Source organism: Pseudomonas sp. (genome assembly GCF_030696055.1).
Lineage (GTDB): Bacteria > Pseudomonadota > Gammaproteobacteria > Pseudomonadales > Pseudomonadaceae > Aquipseudomonas.
The window spans coordinates 1-15,250 of the sequence record NZ_JAUYNP010000173.1 but is presented as its reverse complement, the minus strand read 5'-3'; the positions used below and the strand labels follow the sequence as shown (position 1 = coordinate 15,250).

General features: G+C 60.8%; 13 protein-coding genes and 1 tRNA gene. 4 read left to right on the top strand and 10 right to left on the bottom strand.

Annotated elements, in window-relative coordinates; genetic code table 11:
• The first annotated feature begins 44 nt into the window (after positions 1 to 44).
• The 4 genes from Q8Q83_RS10265 to Q8Q83_RS10250 all read left to right on the top strand — a co-directional run bounded on the left by Q8Q83_RS10265 (position 45) and on the right by Q8Q83_RS10250 (position 4,802).
• Complete coding sequence (locus Q8Q83_RS10265; protein WP_305623410.1) at positions 45 to 1,061, top strand: class I SAM-dependent rRNA methyltransferase; 1,017 nt, start codon at positions 45 to 47, stop codon at positions 1,059 to 1,061.
• A 102-nt stretch (positions 1,062 to 1,163) separates the two neighbouring features.
• Positions 1,164 to 4,151, top strand: coding sequence for a DUF748 domain-containing protein (locus tag Q8Q83_RS10260; protein WP_305623408.1), 2,988 nt, complete (start codon positions 1,164 to 1,166; stop codon positions 4,149 to 4,151).
• A 12-nt stretch (positions 4,152 to 4,163) separates the two neighbouring features.
• Positions 4,164 to 4,460 carry a DUF2845 domain-containing protein gene (locus Q8Q83_RS10255; protein ID WP_305623407.1) on the top strand — a complete coding sequence of 99 codons (297 nt, stop codon included), beginning with the start codon at positions 4,164 to 4,166 and terminating at the stop codon, positions 4,458 to 4,460.
• A gap of 36 nt (positions 4,461 to 4,496) precedes the next feature.
• Positions 4,497 to 4,802, top strand: coding sequence for a DUF2845 domain-containing protein (locus Q8Q83_RS10250; protein ID WP_305623405.1), 306 nt, complete (start codon positions 4,497 to 4,499; stop codon positions 4,800 to 4,802).
• 194 nt (positions 4,803 to 4,996) lie between these two features.
• Here the strand turns inward: Q8Q83_RS10250 and pnp are convergent, their stop codons facing one another.
• The 10 genes from pnp to tpiA all read right to left on the bottom strand — a co-directional run.
• A complete protein-coding gene (pnp, locus tag Q8Q83_RS10245) occupies positions 4,997 to 7,102 on the bottom strand; it encodes a polyribonucleotide nucleotidyltransferase (protein ID WP_305623404.1) in 2,106 nt (701 codons plus the stop codon).
• Between the two features lie 211 nt (positions 7,103 to 7,313).
• Positions 7,314 to 7,583, bottom strand: coding sequence for a 30S ribosomal protein S15 (gene rpsO / locus Q8Q83_RS10240; protein ID WP_305623403.1), 270 nt, complete (start codon positions 7,581 to 7,583; stop codon positions 7,314 to 7,316).
• 148 nt (positions 7,584 to 7,731) lie between these two features.
• The gene (gene truB / locus Q8Q83_RS10235) at positions 7,732 to 8,649 is read right to left on the bottom strand and encodes a tRNA pseudouridine(55) synthase TruB (protein ID WP_305623401.1); all 918 of its coding nucleotides are present in this window, start codon (positions 8,647 to 8,649) and stop codon (positions 7,732 to 7,734) included.
• A gap of 4 nt (positions 8,650 to 8,653) precedes the next feature.
• The gene (gene rbfA / locus Q8Q83_RS10230; protein WP_305623400.1) at positions 8,654 to 9,061 is read right to left on the bottom strand and encodes a 30S ribosome-binding factor RbfA; all 408 of its coding nucleotides are present in this window, start codon (positions 9,059 to 9,061) and stop codon (positions 8,654 to 8,656) included.
• 118 nt (positions 9,062 to 9,179) lie between these two features.
• Positions 9,180 to 11,684: a translation initiation factor IF-2 gene (infB, locus tag Q8Q83_RS10225; protein WP_305623398.1), complete on the bottom strand. Its 2,505-nt coding sequence runs from the start codon at positions 11,682 to 11,684 to the stop codon at positions 9,180 to 9,182.
• Positions 11,685 to 11,711: 27 nt separating this feature from the next.
• The gene (nusA, locus tag Q8Q83_RS10220) at positions 11,712 to 13,193 is read right to left on the bottom strand and encodes a transcription termination factor NusA (protein ID WP_305623396.1); all 1,482 of its coding nucleotides are present in this window, start codon (positions 13,191 to 13,193) and stop codon (positions 11,712 to 11,714) included.
• 47 nt (positions 13,194 to 13,240) lie between these two features.
• Positions 13,241 to 13,702, bottom strand: coding sequence for a ribosome maturation factor RimP (gene rimP, locus Q8Q83_RS10215; RefSeq protein ID WP_305623394.1), 462 nt, complete (start codon positions 13,700 to 13,702; stop codon positions 13,241 to 13,243).
• Between the two features lie 302 nt (positions 13,703 to 14,004).
• A tRNA-Leu gene (locus Q8Q83_RS10210) sits at positions 14,005 to 14,090 on the bottom strand.
• A gap of 29 nt (positions 14,091 to 14,119) precedes the next feature.
• On the bottom strand, positions 14,120 to 14,503 hold the full coding sequence (secG, locus tag Q8Q83_RS10205) for a preprotein translocase subunit SecG (RefSeq protein WP_305623392.1): 384 nt from the start codon (positions 14,501 to 14,503) through the stop codon (positions 14,120 to 14,122).
• A 4-nt stretch (positions 14,504 to 14,507) separates the two neighbouring features.
• On the bottom strand, positions 14,508 to 15,250 hold a 743-nt coding region (tpiA, locus tag Q8Q83_RS10200), incomplete at its 5' end, for a triose-phosphate isomerase (RefSeq protein WP_305623390.1).

Here is a 15,250-nt window from a genome sequence, read left to right as displayed (position 1 = left end):
TTTTCTTGCTAAACTGCGCGCCTTCCTTTTCCGAGTCGCCGCGCATGCCTTCTCTCGACCAGGCGCTGCGCGCCGCCCTCGCCAATCGTCACCCCCTGCTCGCCGAACTGCACCGCCAAGGCACCGACTGCTACCGGCTGTTCCATGGCAGCCAGGAAGGCGCCGGCGGCCTGACCATTGATCGCTACGGCCCGCAGCTGCTGGTGCAGAGCTTTCACCAGAGCCTTAGCCGTGACGAGCTGCTGCAGCTGGCCGAGCGATGCCAGGTCAGCCTCGGTGAAAAGCTGCTGCTGGTCTATAACGACCGCTCCCAGGGCAACTCGCGGATCGATCGCAGCGATCCGGTCTATCAGGCCGAAGCGGCGGCGCTGGAAGATCTGATCGGCCATGAATGGGGCCTCAACTACCGGGTCCGCGGGCGCCATGCCGGCCAGGACCCATTGCTGTTTCTCGACCTGCGCAACGCCCGCGGCTGGGTCAAGCAACACAGCGCCGACAAGTCGGTGCTCAACCTGTTCGCCTACACCTGCGGCGTCGGCCTCAGCGCCGCGGCCGGTGGCGCGCGGGAAGTGCTCAATCTGGATTTCGCCGAAGGCAACCTGGCGGTGGGCCGCGAGAATGGCGAGCTCAATCCAGAACTTGCGCCCATGCAATTTGTACAATCCGATTATTTCCCGGCGATTCGCCAACTCGCCGGTCTGCCTATCAATGCGCGGCGCGGGCAGAAACTGCCGCACTACCCGCGCCTGCCGCAGCGCCAGTACGACCTGGTACTGCTCGATCCACCGGCCTGGGCCAAGAGCGCCTTCGGCACAGTCGATTTGCTGCGCGATTACCAGAGCCTGCTCAAGCCGGCGATTCTCGCCACCGCCGAGCATGGCGTGCTGATCTGCTGCAACAACCTGGCGAAAGTCGCCCTGGCCGATTGGCGCGAGCAGGTGCTGCGCTGTGCGGAAAAACTCGGCCGCCCGGTGCGCGATTGTCAGGTGCTGGCGCCGGCCAGCGACTTCCCCTCCCTGGACGGCCAGCCGCCGCTGAAGACCCTGATTCTGCAATTCTGATCGACCCCACAAAGCCATAGAAAATCCCACGCAGTGCCTCTGTGGAACCGTACGCGCGTGCCATACTCCAAGGCATTTCCGCTCGGGACAGATGACGTTTTTATGCTTAAAGGAATAAAGCGCGCCGCGTGCGCCCTGCTGATCGCCCTCGGTCTCTACAGCCTGCTGGGCTTCCTGATCTTGCCCGGCATCGGCCTGCGTATCGCCAACCAGCAACTGGCGCAATTCAGCAGCGTACCCGCCAACCTCGAACGCCTGCAGCTCAACCCCTTCAGCCTGGAACTCAGCCTGTGGGGCCTGCATATCGGCGAGACGGGCCAGGAGCAGATCGCCTTCCAGCGCTTCTACGCCAACCTGCAACTCGACAGCCTGTGGCTCGGCGCCCTGCATCTGGCCGATATCGAGCTGGATAAAGCGCACAGCGAAGTACTCTTCGGCAAAGACGGCACGCTCAATCTGACCCAGCTGTTCAAGCTGCCCGCCAGCAGCGCAGCGGTGGCCGAGGAAGCGCCGAGCCAGCCCTTTCCGCTGCGCATCGCGCGGATCAAGTTGAGTGGCGGCAACCTGCATTTCCAGGACCAGCGCCCCAGCGAACCGATCGAGTTCCTCTACGACGACCTCAACCTCGAACTGCACAACCTCAGCACCCTGCCCGATGACAAGGCCGAGCTGAACCTGGTGGCCACCGGCCCCAAAGGCGGGCGCATCGACTGGAATGGCACCCTCAGCCTGGTACCGATCAGCTCCAGCGGCAGCCTGAAGGTCAGCGATGGCCAGATGAAAGCCTTCTGGCCCTATGTGCGCGACGCCGTGCCCCTGGTGCTGGAAGAAGGTGTACTCAACCTCGCCACCGACTATCAACTGAGCCTGGCAGACAGCACCCAGCTGCTGCTGAACAATGTCCAGCTGCAAGTCGCGCCCTTCGCCATCGAGACCGTCGACGGACGGCCGCTGGTCAAGCTGGCCAATCTGCAGATCAGCGAAACCAGTGTCGACCTGGTCAAGCAGCAGGTGGTGGTCGGCAAGATTCGCAGCCAGCACCTGGAGACCTGGGCCGCCCGCGAGGCCGACGGCCAGCTGGACTGGCAAAAGTTGCTGGCCAGCCAGCCTGCCAAGCCCGCCCCTGCGCCTGCCGCGGCTCCGGCTCCGGCTCCGGCTCCGGCTCCCAACCAGGGTGGCGCAGGCTCCGCGCCAGCCCCAGCAGCAAACGAAACGCCCAGCACTACCCAACCGGCAACCAAGACCGAGGAGCCGGGCAAAGCCTGGCAGGTGCTGCTGCGCGACGTGCAACTGCGCGACTACCAGGTGCATCTGGCCGACCGCGTGCCGGAGCAGGATGTGGCCATCGACCTCGGCCCGCTCAATCTTGACCTGCAGGATTTCGACAGCCTCGGCGCCTCGCCCTTCAGCCTCAAGCTGGATACCGGCCTGGGCAAGCAGGGCAAGCTGCAGGCCGCAGGCCAGGTGCAGCTAAGCCCGACCACGGCCAGCCTGAAGGTCATCAGCCGCGATATCGACCTGCGAGTGGCCCAGGCCTATCTCAGCCCCTTCGTGCGTCTCGAACTACGCAGCGGTCTGCTCGGCAGCGACCTGGACGTCCAACTGGCCAGCACCGATCCCTTGGCTTTCAGCGTCAGCGGCAAGGCCCAGGTCAACCAGCTGCACACCCTCGACACCCTCAAGGAGCGCGACTTCCTGCGCTGGCAGCAGCTCGATTTGCTCGGCCTGAACTACCAGCACGGCGCCAGCCTGAGTATCGACAAGGTGCAGCTGAACCAACCCTATGCGCGCTTTATCATCAATGAAGACCTCAGCACCAACGTCGCCGACCTGATGATCCCGCAACCCGCCGACTCCCAGGCCGCCGCCCAGCCAGCGGGAAAGCCCTTGGCGATTTATATAGGTGAAGTGACCTTCAAGGACGGCTCGGCGAATTTTGCCGACTTCAGCCTGACCCCCAACTTCGCCACCGCCATCCAGCAGCTCAATGGCCGCATCGGCACCCTCGACAGCCTCACGCAGAAACCCGCCGACGTGGATGTCGCCGGCAAGGTCGACCGCTACGCGCCGGTCAGCGTCAGGGGCAGCCTGAACCCCTTCGACCCGCTGGACAGCCTGGACATCACCACCCAGTTCAAACAGGTCGAACTGACCACCTTGACGCCCTACTCCGGCAAGTTCGCGGGCTATCGCATCCGCAAGGGCCGGCTTAACCTGGACCTGCACTACCGCATCAGCAAGGGCCAGCTGACGGCCGAGAACAGCGTGGTGGTGGAGCAATTGCAGCTCGGGGAAAAGGTCGACAGCCCCAGCGCGGTGGACCTGCCGATCCGCCTGGCGGTGGCCCTGCTCAAGGACAGCGAGGGCAAGATAGTGATCAACCTGCCGGTCCAGGGTGACCTCAATAGCCCACAGTTCAGTGTGATGCCGATCGTCTGGCAGACCCTGCGCAACCTGGTGCTGCGCGCCGCCCAGGCGCCGTTCAAGTTTATCGGTGGCCTGGTCAGCGGCGGCTCGGAGGTGGACCTGAGCACCATGCACTTCGCGGCCGGCAGCAGCGAACTGGACGGCAGCGCGCAAAACGCCCTGGATACCCTGGCCAGCGCCCTGAAGGAACGCCCGACGCTGCGCCTGGAAGTCGAAGGCATGAGCGCGCCAAGCAGCGATGGTCTGCCCCTGGCCGAGCAGCGTCTGCAACGCGAATACCAGAGCACCTACTACCGTATCCTGCAACGCCGCGGCGATACGGTACCTGCGGAAGCCAGCCAGTTGGAGGTCCCCGAAGAGGAACAGGGCGCGCTGCTCGAAGGCATCTACCGCACCCGCCTGAAGCAACAGCCGCCGGCCGAATGGGCCGAGCTGGATGACGAACAACGCACCGCCAAACTGCGTGAAGCGGTCGTACAATCCTGGGCGCAAAGCCAATTGCTGCAACGCCAGCTGGCCCAGGACCGGGCGGCGATGATCAAGGACTATCTGGTCGATCGCGGCGGGCTGGCCGATGAACGTATCTACCTGCTGGATGTCAACTTAGGACAGGCCGAGGCCGATGGCCGAGTGGCCACGCCGCTGCATCTGGACAGTGAATAAGGCCCTCAGCCAATGCGCATCCATCATCCATTTGTGGCCCTGCTGCTGAGCTGCGCGGCCAGCCTGGCTCAGGCCGATACCCTGCGTTGCGGCAGCCAGCTGGTCAGCGTCGGCGACCGCAGCTTCGAGGTACTGCAGAAATGCGGGGAGCCGGCCTTCCGCGACCTGGTCGGCTACAGCCTCGGTCCTTACGAGCGCCGCGAATATAAGATCGAGGAATGGGTCTACGGCCCCGATGGCGGCATGCTGAGCATCCTCACCTTCGAAGGCAATCGCTTGCGCACTATCGAGCGCCAGCGTAGCGACTGACACCTGCCCCATTATCGACAGTGCTCTGGATAAGCGATGAAAACCCTGATTACCGCCCTGCTCCTGCTCCTACTCCTGCCCCTCTGCGCCCAGGCCACTTCAACCCTGCGTTGCGACAATGGGCTGATCAGCCTCAACGACTCGAGCAGCGTGGTCGCCAGCAAATGCGGCGAACCCCTGAGCCGCGACTTTCTCGGCTACCGCGAGGTGATAGATGAATACGGCTTTCGCAACGAGGTGACAGTCGAGGAATGGTCATACGGCCCGCGCAATGGCATGTACCAATTCCTGCGCTTCGAGGGCAATCGGCTGATCAAGATCGACAGTAAACGCGGCCCTTGATCGGCATACGCGAAGCTAAAGCGCTCTTAATTGCAAAAGCCCCGCAGGCACTGCCTGCGGGGCTTTTGCATTATTACTAGGCCTACACCTGCGGCTGAACAGCCGAAGGTCTTGCAGACGACAAGCAGCATTTTTCAGACAAAAAAAGAGGGCCCAGCGTGGGCCCTCTCGTTCAGCAGGCTGCGCGCTGGCGATTAAACGCCCGAGGCTTCAGCCGCGGCTACGTCTTTGATCGACAGCTTGATACGGCCGCGGTTGTCCACGTCCAGTACCAGTACCTTCACTTCCTGACCTTCTTTCAGCACGTCGGTGACTTTCTCGACCCGCTGATCGCTCAGCATCGAGATGTGCACCAGGCCGTCTTTGCCCGGCAGGATGTTGACGAAGGCGCCGAAGTCGACGATGCGCTCGACCTTGCCGACGTAGATCTTGCCGATTTCGGCCTCGGCGGTGATGCCCAGCACGCGCTGACGCGCGGCCTCGGCAGCTTCCTTGGTTTCGCCGAAGATCTTGATAGTGCCGTCGTCTTCGATATCGATCGAAGCCTTGGTCTCTTCGCAGATGGCACGGATGGTCGCGCCACCCTTGCCGATCACGTCGCGAATCTTGTCCTGGTCGATCTTCATCGCGATCATGGTCGGTGCGTTGGCCGACAGTTCGGTACGCGACTGCGCGATCACCTGGTTCATCTGGCCGAGGATATTCAGGCGCGCTTCCAGGGCCTGATTCAGGGCGATTTCCATGATTTCTTCGGTGATGCCCTGGATCTTGATGTCCATCTGCAGCGCGGTCACGCCCTTGGCGGTACCGGCTACCTTGAAGTCCATGTCGCCCAGGTGGTCTTCGTCACCGAGGATGTCGGTCAGTACGGCGAATTTCTCGCCTTCCTTGACCAGACCCATGGCGATACCGGCAACCGGCGCCTTCATCGGCACACCGGCGTCCATCAGGGCCAGGGAAGCGCCGCAGACAGAGGCCATGGAGCTGGAACCGTTGGACTCGGTGATTTCCGAGACCACGCGGATGGTGTACGGGAACACGTCAGCAGCCGGCAGCATGGCGGCGATAGAACGACGGGCCAGACGGCCGTGACCGATTTCGCGGCGACCGGTGGCGCCCATGCGACCACACTCACCGACCGAGTACGGCGGGAAGTTGTAGTGCAGCATAAAGGGGTCTTTCTTCTCACCTTCGAGGGTGTCGAGCAGCTGCGCATCACGGGCGGTGCCGAGGGTGGCAACTACCAGGGCCTGGGTTTCACCACGGGTGAACAGCGCGGAACCGTGGGTCTTGGCCAGCACCCCGACTTCGATGTTCAGACCGCGTACGGTGCGGGTGTCGCGGCCATCGATACGCGGCTTGCCGTTGACGATGTTCTCGCGCACGGTGCGGTATTCGATTTCGCCGAAAGCGTCCTTCACTTCGCCAGCGCTCGGCTGGCCTTCTTCGCCTGCGAACTTGGCAACGATTTCATTGCGCAGCTCGCCCAGACGAGCATAACGCTCGTGCTTGACGGTGATGGTGTAAGCCTGGGAAATCGCCTCGCCGAATTCGCCACGGATAGCGCTCAGCAGTGCGGTGTTTTCCGGCTTGGCTTGCCAATCCCAGGTCGGCTTGCCCGCTTCGGCAGCCAGCTCGGTAACAGCCTGGATCACGGCTTGGAATTCATCGTGGGCGAACAGCACGGCGCCCAGCATCTGGTCTTCGGTCAGCTCTTTGGCTTCCGATTCAACCATCAGCACGGCGTCTTTGGTACCGGCTACGACCATGTCCAGGCTGGAGGCCTTGAGTTGCTCATAAGTCGGGTTCAGCAGGTAGCCGGTTTCCGGGTGGAAGGCCACGCGCGCGGCACCGATCGGGCCGTTGAACGGAATGCCGGAGATGGCCAGGGCAGCCGAGGTACCGATCATCGCAGCGATGTCCGGATCGGTCTTCTTGCTGGTGGAGATCACGGTGCAGATGACCTGCACTTCGTTCTGGAAACCTTCCGGGAACAGCGGACGGATCGGACGGTCGATCAGACGCGAGGTCAGGGTTTCTTTTTCCGAAGGACGCGCTTCACGCTTGAAGAAGCCGCCGGGGATCTTGCCGGCTGCGTAGGTTTTTTCCTGGTAGTGCACGGACAGCGGGAAAAAGCCTTTGCTCGGGTCGGCAGTCTTGGCGCCGGTTACGGCGACCAATACGGCGACGTCGTCGTCAACGGTGACCAGCACTGCGCCGGAGGCTTGACGGGCGATACGGCCAGTCTCGAGGGTAACGGTCGATTGACCGAACTGGAATTTCTTGATTACCGGGTTCACGGTGTTTTCCTTCTCTTTATTGCCCTTGGGGAAAGCAGTTCTTACACCCGATTAAGCGACAGTGCCGCCAAATCGGTTCTTGCAGAATATGTGGGCGGTTACGGGAATCGGACCCGCTATCGTCCAAAACAGCTAAAGCAGAAACGCAAAAGCTGGAAGCAGGGGCAAACCCCACTTCCAGCTTCGGCAGTCAGCTACGCGTAAGCATTGCTTAGCGACGCAGACCCAGGCGACCGATCAGGGCGCTGTAACGACTGGCGTCCTTACCTTTCAGGTAATCCAGCAACTTACGACGCTGGTTAACCATACGGATCAGACCACGACGCGAGTGGTGGTCTTTACCGTTGGCCTTGAAGTGGCCTTGCAGCTTGTTGATGTTGGCGGACAGCAGTGCAACTTGCACTTCCGGGCTACCGGTGTCGCCAGCAGCTTGCTGGTAGTCAGTTACGATCTGGGCTTTTTCTTCAACGCTGAGTGCCATGTGGGCTTCCTCTCAGTTAGGCAACTGCCGAAACAGTCGCAATAGGCCGGGAATCGCTTCCCGTGTTTTAAAGTGAGGTATGACCGTGCCTATTAACAGCCACCCTCGATACGCTGGTAAGAGCCTGAGCTCTCGACCAACGCCACGGTCAAATCGACCGAATCAAACGACGCGGCGCAATGCGCCCGTCTTCGCTCACTTCACCGATACCGATAAAGCGACCGTTGTGATCTTGCACCCGCACCATGCCGAACTTCGGCGCCTCCGGTGCGCGTACCGGTTGCCCTTGCAACCAGTAAAACGAACTGTGTTCGGAGAACTGCAGCAGTGGCCAATGTTGCAGGCCGCTGTCCGCCGGCAGAAGAAACTGATCAACAGCTTCATTGCCGCCTTCGGCGTGCACCCGTTCCAGCTCATCGAGCGTCACGGTGCGGGTCAAATCGAAGGGACCGGCCTTGGTTCTGCGCAGCTCTGCTACATGGGCACCGCAGCCGAGTAACTGGCCGATATCCTCGACCAGGGTGCGGATATAGGTGCCTTTGCTGCAATCGACCGCCAGGCGCGCTTGCTCCGCCTCGCAGCCCAATAATTCCAGGCGCGCAATAGTAACAGAACGCGGCTCGCGCTCCACTACCTCACCGGCACGGGCCAGCTTGTAAAGCGGCTGACCATCACGCTTGAGCGCCGAGTACATCGGTGGTATCTGGCTGATTTCACCGCGAAAACGCGGCAACAGCGCCTCGATTTCGGCGCGACCAACGGTCACCGGGCGGCGCTCCAGCACCTCGCCTTCGGCATCGGCGGTAGTGGTGGTAACGCCCAGTTGCATCAGGGTTTCATAGCCCTTGTCGGCATCCAGCAGGTATTGGGAGAACTTGGTCGCCTCGCCGAAGCACAGCGGCAACACGCCGGTGGCCAAGGGATCGAGGCTGCCGGTATGCCCGGCCTTCTCGGCATTGAGCAACCAGCGGACCTTTTGCAACGCGGCATTGGAGCTGAAGCCCTTGGGCTTATCCAACAGGATGATGCCATCGACGGCACGACGAATACGTTTCACCTGGGCCACGCGCTTACTCCTCGGCCTCGGTCGGTTCGTCGCCATGCTGGCGATCTTCGCTGACCGCACGCTCGATCAAGGCCGACAACTGCGCGCCACGGATCACGCTGGCATCGTAATGGAAACGCAAGTTCGGCACGCTGCGCAGCTTCATCGCACGGCCCAACTGCATGCGCAGGAAACCGCTGGCGTCGTTGAGCACCTTGATGCTCTGCACGACGGGATCAACACCCTCTTCAGGCTCGCCACCCATCACGGTGACGAACACCTTGGCATGGCTGGAATCGCGGCTGACTTCCACCGCAGTCACAGTCACCAGGCCGCCAAGACGCGGGTCTTTGATTTCCATGCGGATCAACTGCGCCAGTTCGCGCTGTATCTGGTCGCCGATGCGCTGGGCCCGGCTAAATTCTTTGGCCATTTCTACTACCTTCACTCGTCACGCTGCCCAAAAAAGCAGCGGACCTAAAAGCGGCAAACGCCCGGCCACGAGAAACGGGGCCGGGCGCTGCATATTGCAACTCGCTGCTACATGCCTGTTACAGGCTGCGAGCCACTTGGACTTTTTCGTACACTTCGATCTTGTCGCCAGGCTTGACGTCGTTGTAGCTCTTCACGCCGATACCGCATTCCATGCCGTTACGCACCTCGGACATATCGTCCTTGAAGCGGCGCAGGGATTCCAGCTCGCCTTCGAAGATCACCACGTCTTCGCGCAGTACGCGGATCGGACGGTTACGGTGCACAACACCCTCGACCACCATACAACCGGCAATCGCGCCGAACTTCGGCGAGCGGAACACGTCGCGCACTTCGGCGATACCCAGGATATTCTCGCGAACATCACTGCCGAGCATGCCGGTCAGGGCCTTCTTGACGTCTTCGATGATGTCGTAGATGACGTTGTAGTAACGCATGTCCAGACCTTCCTGCTCGACTATCTTGCGCGCGCCGGCATCGGCACGCACGTTGAATCCGAACAGTACAGCGTTGGAGGCCAGCGCCAGGTTGGCATCGGATTCGGTGATACCACCGACGCCGCCACCGACCACACGCACTTGCACTTCATCGTTACCCAGGCCGCCGAGCGAGCCTTGCAGCGCTTCCAGGGAACCGCGGACGTCGGATTTGAGGACGATGTTCAGCGTCTTCTTCTCTTCCTGGCCCATGTTCTCGAAGATGTTTTCCAGCTTGCCGGCATGCGCACGGGCCAGTTTCACTTCGCGGAACTTACCTTGACGGAACAGCGCGACTTCACGGGCTTTCTTCTCGTCGGTCAGCACGCTCATCTCGTCACCCGCATCCGGGGTGCCGTCCAGGCCGAGGATCTCGACCGGAATCGACGGGCCAGCTTCTTTGATCGGCTTGCCGTTCTCGTCGAGCATGGCGCGGATACGGCCGAAGTTGGAACCGACCAGGATCATGTCGCCTTGACGCAGGGTGCCGTCTTGCACCAATACGGTGGCAACCGGACCGCGACCCTTGTCGAGACGCGACTCGACCACGACGCCACGGCCAGGAGCCGACGGAGTCGCTTTCAGTTCGAGAATTTCGGCTTGCAGCAGAACGGCTTCCAGCAACTCGTCAACGCCAGTACCCACTTTCGCGGAGACTGAGATGAACGGTGTGTCGCCGCCCCACTCTTCAGAGGTCACGCCGTGAACCGACAATTCGCTGCGGATGCGATCGAGATCGGCACCCGGCTTGTCGATCTTGTTCACTGCAACGACCAGCGGAACACCGGCGGCCTTGGCATGCTGCACGGCTTCAACGGTCTGCGGCATCACGCCGTCGTCCGCTGCCACTACCAGGATCACGATGTCAGTCGCCTTGGCGCCACGGGCACGCATGGCGGTAAACGCCGCGTGGCCCGGGGTATCGAGGAAGGTGACCATGCCGCGATCGGTTTCCACGTGGTAGGCACCGATGTGCTGGGTGATACCACCGGCTTCGCCAGCGGCCACTTTAGCGCGGCGAATATAGTCGAGCAGCGAGGTCTTACCGTGGTCGACGTGACCCATTACGGTCACCACCGGCGCACGGGAGAAGGTCTCGCCTTCGAACTTCAGCGACTCGGCCAGCTGATCTTCCAAGGCGTTATCGCTGACCAGCTTGACCTTGTGGCCCAGCTCTTCGGCGATCAACTGGGCAGTTTCCTGATCCAGCACCTGGTTGATGGTCACCGGGGTGCCCATCTTGAACATGAACTTGATGACTTCGGCGGCTTTCACCGACATCTGCTGAGCCAAATCGCCCACGGTGATGGTTTCGCCGATCGCCACGTCACGCACCACTGGCCCGGTAGGGCTCTGGAAACCGTGAGCGTTGCGCTTCTTCAGCTTGGCCTTGCCACGCCCGCCACGACGGAAGCTGTCGCTCTCTTCGTCGATGGTGCGCGGGGCAACACGCGGCGCCGGAGCCTTTTCCTTGACGGTGGGGCGGTGCTGCGTGGTCTTGCGCTCGCCGCCACGACGGTCGGCTTCATCATTGCGCGCCTTGTCTGGGCGACGCGGTTCGTCTTTCTTGCGCTCGTCGAGGGCCGGCGCCGCAACTACCGGCAGCTCTACCGCGACAGCAGGGGCAGCTGCCAGAGCAGCCTCAGCCACGGCCAGCGCTGCAGGCGCGGAGCCAGGACGCAGCGCTTCTTCTGCGGCGCGACGTTTGGCTGCTTCTTCGGCCTTCAGGCGAGCCGCTTCCGCTACCACGCGCTGTTCAGCCAGCTCACGCTGCTTTTCAGCTTCGATTTCTTCAGCACTGCGCTTAACGAAGGTCTTCTTCTTGCGCACTTCAACGCTGATGGTTTTGCTGCCGGCAACCCGCAGGGTGCTAGTGGTTTTGCGCTGCAAGGTAATCTTGCGCGGTTCTTCCGCCTTGTTGTCGCCGTGGCTGCTCTTGAGATGGGCCAACAGGGCCTGCTTCTCACTGTCGGTCACCGCTTGCTCGGCAGCGCTGTGCGGCAGACCCGCCTCACGCATTTGCTGCAGCAGGCGTTCAACCGGCGTATTGACCACTTGGGCCAGTTCTTTCACCGTGACTTGCGTCATGCATTTCTCTCCTCAGGCCGCAACTGCTTACTCGAACCAATGGGCTCGGGCGGCCATGATCAACTTGCCGGCTCGCTCAGCGTCGATACCGTCGATGTCGAGCAGGTCATCAATCGACTGCTCGGCCAGGTCTTCGCGGTTAACAACGCCGCGCACTGCCAGTTCATGCGCAAGCGCCTTATCCATCCCCTCAAGCGAGAGCAAGTCTTCGGCTGGGTGGGCATCTGCCAGCTTTTCCTCATTGGCGATGGCTTTGGTCAGCAAGCGATCCTTGGCCCGAGCGCGGAGCTCGCTGACGATATCCTCGTCGAAGCCATCAATACTGAGCATTTCTTCCATCGGCACATAGGCGATTTCTTCGAGGCTGGTGAAGCCCTCTTCGACCAATACCTGGGCCAGCTCTTCGTCAACTTCCAGCTCGTCGATAAAGTTCTGCAGGATGTCGCCTGTTTCCGCTTGCTGCTTGGCCTGGATGTCCGCTTCGGTCATCACGTTCAGCGTCCAGCCGGTCAATTGACTGGCCAAGCGCACGTTCTGACCGCCGCGGCCAATGGCCTGAGCAAGGTTGTCTGCGCCAACCGCGATGTCCATGGCATGGGCATCTTCGTCGACGATGATGGCGGCGACTTCGGCAGGCGACATGGCGTTGATCACGAACTGCGCGGGATTGTCATCCCACAGCACTATGTCAACACGCTCACCCGCCAACTCGCCGGATACGGCTTGCACACGCGAACCGCGCATGCCGATACAGGCACCTTGCGGGTCGATACGCTTATCTTTGGAACGCACGGCCAGCTTGGCGCGCGAGCCAGGATCACGGGACGCGCCCATGACTTCGATCAGCTCTTCGGCGATTTCCGGCACTTCGATGCGGAACAACTCGATCAGCATTTCCGGCGCGGTACGCGAGAGGATCAACTGCGGGCCGCGGTTCTCGGTACGGATTTCCTTGAGCAGGGCACGCAGGCGCACACCGACGCGGAAAGTCTCGCGAGAGATGATGTCTTCCCGGGCCAGCATGGCTTCGGCGTTGTTACCCAGGTCGACGATGACGCTGTCGCGGGTGACTTTCTTCACGGTGCCGGAAATGATCTCGCCCAAACGCTCGCGATAGGCCTCGACGACTTGCGCACGCTCGGCTTCACGGACCTTCTGCACTATCACTTGCTTGGCAGTTTGCGCCGCGATACGACCGAACTCGATGGATTCGATCTTTTCTTCCAGCACGTCATCGACTTTCGCATTGGCCTCAACGGCCCGCGGCATGTCGACTGTGACTTGATGCGCCGGATCATCGAAATCGCTTTCTTCCACCACTGTCCAGCAGCGGAAGGTTTCATAGTTGCCGGTCTGACGATTGATCGCCACACGCAACTCGACTTCGTCCTCAAAACGCTTCTTGGTCGCCGTCGCCAGAGCAAGCTCCAGCGCCTCAAAAATCACGCTCGCCGGTACGCCCTTTTCATTGGATACCGACTCAACAACCAGCAGTACTTCTTTGCTCATCGTACGCCTCGCCTTTCGCAATCCGTTGGATCCGCGGGATCCGCGTCTCAATCAAACCTGGGGATAATGTTGGCCTTGTCGATCATGTCGATCGGCAAGAGGAATTCGTGGTCATCCACCTGCACCACCACATCCTGCTCTTCCACACCGCGCAGAAGGCCCTGAAAGTTACGTCGCCCCTCAAAAGGCGAACGCAGCTTGATCTTCACCTGCTCACCGGCATGACTGGCGAACTGTTCGAGAGTGAACAGCGGCCTATCCATACCAGGGGAAGACACCTCGAGGGTGTACTCCGCACTGATCGGGTCCTCGACATCGAGGACACCGCTGATCTGCCGACTGACAATTTCGCAGTCTTCGATCACCACGCCATCAGGCTGTTTATCAATATAAATTCGCAGCAGAGAATGCCGCCCTTGTGACAGGAACTCGACACCCCAACATTGATAGCCAAGAGCCTCGACTACCGGGGCCACCAAGGCCTGCAACTGTTCTAGCTTGCTCGACACCTGAACCCCTCGCGCATGCTGTAAAAATAAAAAATGGGCGAAGCGCCCATCATCAAACCGCCCTCTAAAGGCCGGCAAAGCTGTCACCCAGCTAGCAAAAAGCCCCTTAAAAGGGGCTCCGCTACATCTGATTGCGGGGGCTGGACTTAACCAGCCATCATCGGGCTAACCACCCGAGGAGCGACCTTGTTGCTCTATCCCGCATCAAAGCTGGGGCCGAAGTATACGGCCGAACCCCATCAAGGGTCAACCGAAGCTCCAGCAACAAGAAAGCCCGCATGAAGCGGGCTTTGCTTGTAAATTGGTACCGAGGAGGGGACTCGAACCCCTACAGCCTATGGCCACTACCACCTCAAGGTAGCGTGTCTACCAATTCCACCACCTCGGCAAAATCGTTTGTTGCGTGTTGCGTGTTGCTTATTGCTGCACTGGTGCCTGAGGTACATCTGCCGCATCAGTAGCCGGCGTAGTGGCATCCAAAACAGGTACATCTTCAACAGCCGGAGTGGCCTGCTGTACTTCCAAGACTGCCGGATCAGGCAAACCAACCTGAGCCAGGTTATCAGCTTTGTCTTTAGCAACGTACGCTAAACCCAAGCTAGTCATGAAAAAAGTGGCGGCGAGTATAGCAGTAACGCGACTCAAAAAGGTAGAGGAGCCTTGGCTACCGAAAACAGTAGCGGATGCACCCGAACCGAAAGACGCGCCAACATCGGCACCCTTACCTTGCTGCAGCAGAACCAGTGCAACCACACCGATCGCACCCAGCAGATGAAAAACTACTACGACTGTTTCCAGCATCTTGTCAGCTTCCTGCGGCGCGACAGATCGCACCGAACTCATCCGCATTCAGAGAGGCTCCACCCACAAGCCCCCCATCGATATCCGGCATACCGAACAACTCGGCTGCACTGACGGCCTTTACACTGCCGCCATAAAGAATTCTTACCTTACTGGCCAGCTCAGCATCTTGCGCCGCAAACTGACCACGAATTGCCGCATGCACTTCCTGCGCCTGCTCGGGCGAAGCCGTCAGGCCCGTACCTATAGCCCAAACCGGCTCATAGGCAACCAGCGCATGCGCGAAAACTTCCACACCCAACTCAGTCGTAACCGCGGCCAACTGCCCGGCCACTACTGCAAGCGTCTCACCCGCCTCACGCTGCGCCAGGGTCTCCCCCACACAGAGCACCGGGATCAAACCGCAGGCTTGCACGGCGGCAAACTTACGAGTGACCAGCTCATCACTCTCACCCAGCAGCTGCCTGCGCTCGGAGTGCCCCACCAACACCAACGAGCAACCCGCGTCCAGCAACTGGACCGCAGCCACCTCACCCGTCAAAGCGCCTTGCTGCGGCTCAGTCGCGCAATCTTGCGCCCCCACCACCACAGCCTTGCCTGCCAGATCATCAACCACCTGACCTATATGCAAACTCGACGGAAACACTGCGACATCAACATCGGCAGGCAACAGCTGCCGATTAAGGCCGTTGATCAGCTCTGCGACGCTGGCGCGGGTACCGTGCATTTTCCAGTTACCAGCAACCA